Source organism: Photorhabdus sp. HUG-39 (assembly GCF_963878365.1).
GTDB classification, from domain to species: Bacteria; Pseudomonadota; Gammaproteobacteria; order Enterobacterales; family Enterobacteriaceae; genus Photorhabdus; species Photorhabdus kayaii.
Window position 1 is genome coordinate 1 of record NZ_CAWNWY010000128.1, and the last position, 265, is coordinate 265.

The following is a 265-nucleotide window of genomic DNA, read 5'->3' on the forward strand; positions in this document are numbered from 1 at the left end:
TTCGGGTCTATACCCTGCAACTCATTCGCCCAGTTAAGACTCGGTTTCCCTACGGCTCCCCTATGCGGTTAACCTCGCTACAGAATATAAGTCGCTGACCCATTATACAAAAGGTACGCAGTCACCCTGATAAATCAAGGCTCCCACTGCTTGTACGTACACGGTTTCAGGTTCTCTTTCACTCCCCTCGCCGGGGTTCTTTTCGCCTTTCCCTCACGGTACTGGTTCACTATCGGTCAGTCAGGAGTATTTAGCCTTGGAGGAT

The 265-nt window shown here is 50.6% G+C and carries 1 rRNA gene; it reads right to left on the bottom strand.

What is annotated here, in order from left to right:
* Positions 1-265 (bottom strand): 23S ribosomal RNA (locus tag AAC155_RS24345); the annotation flags it as partial.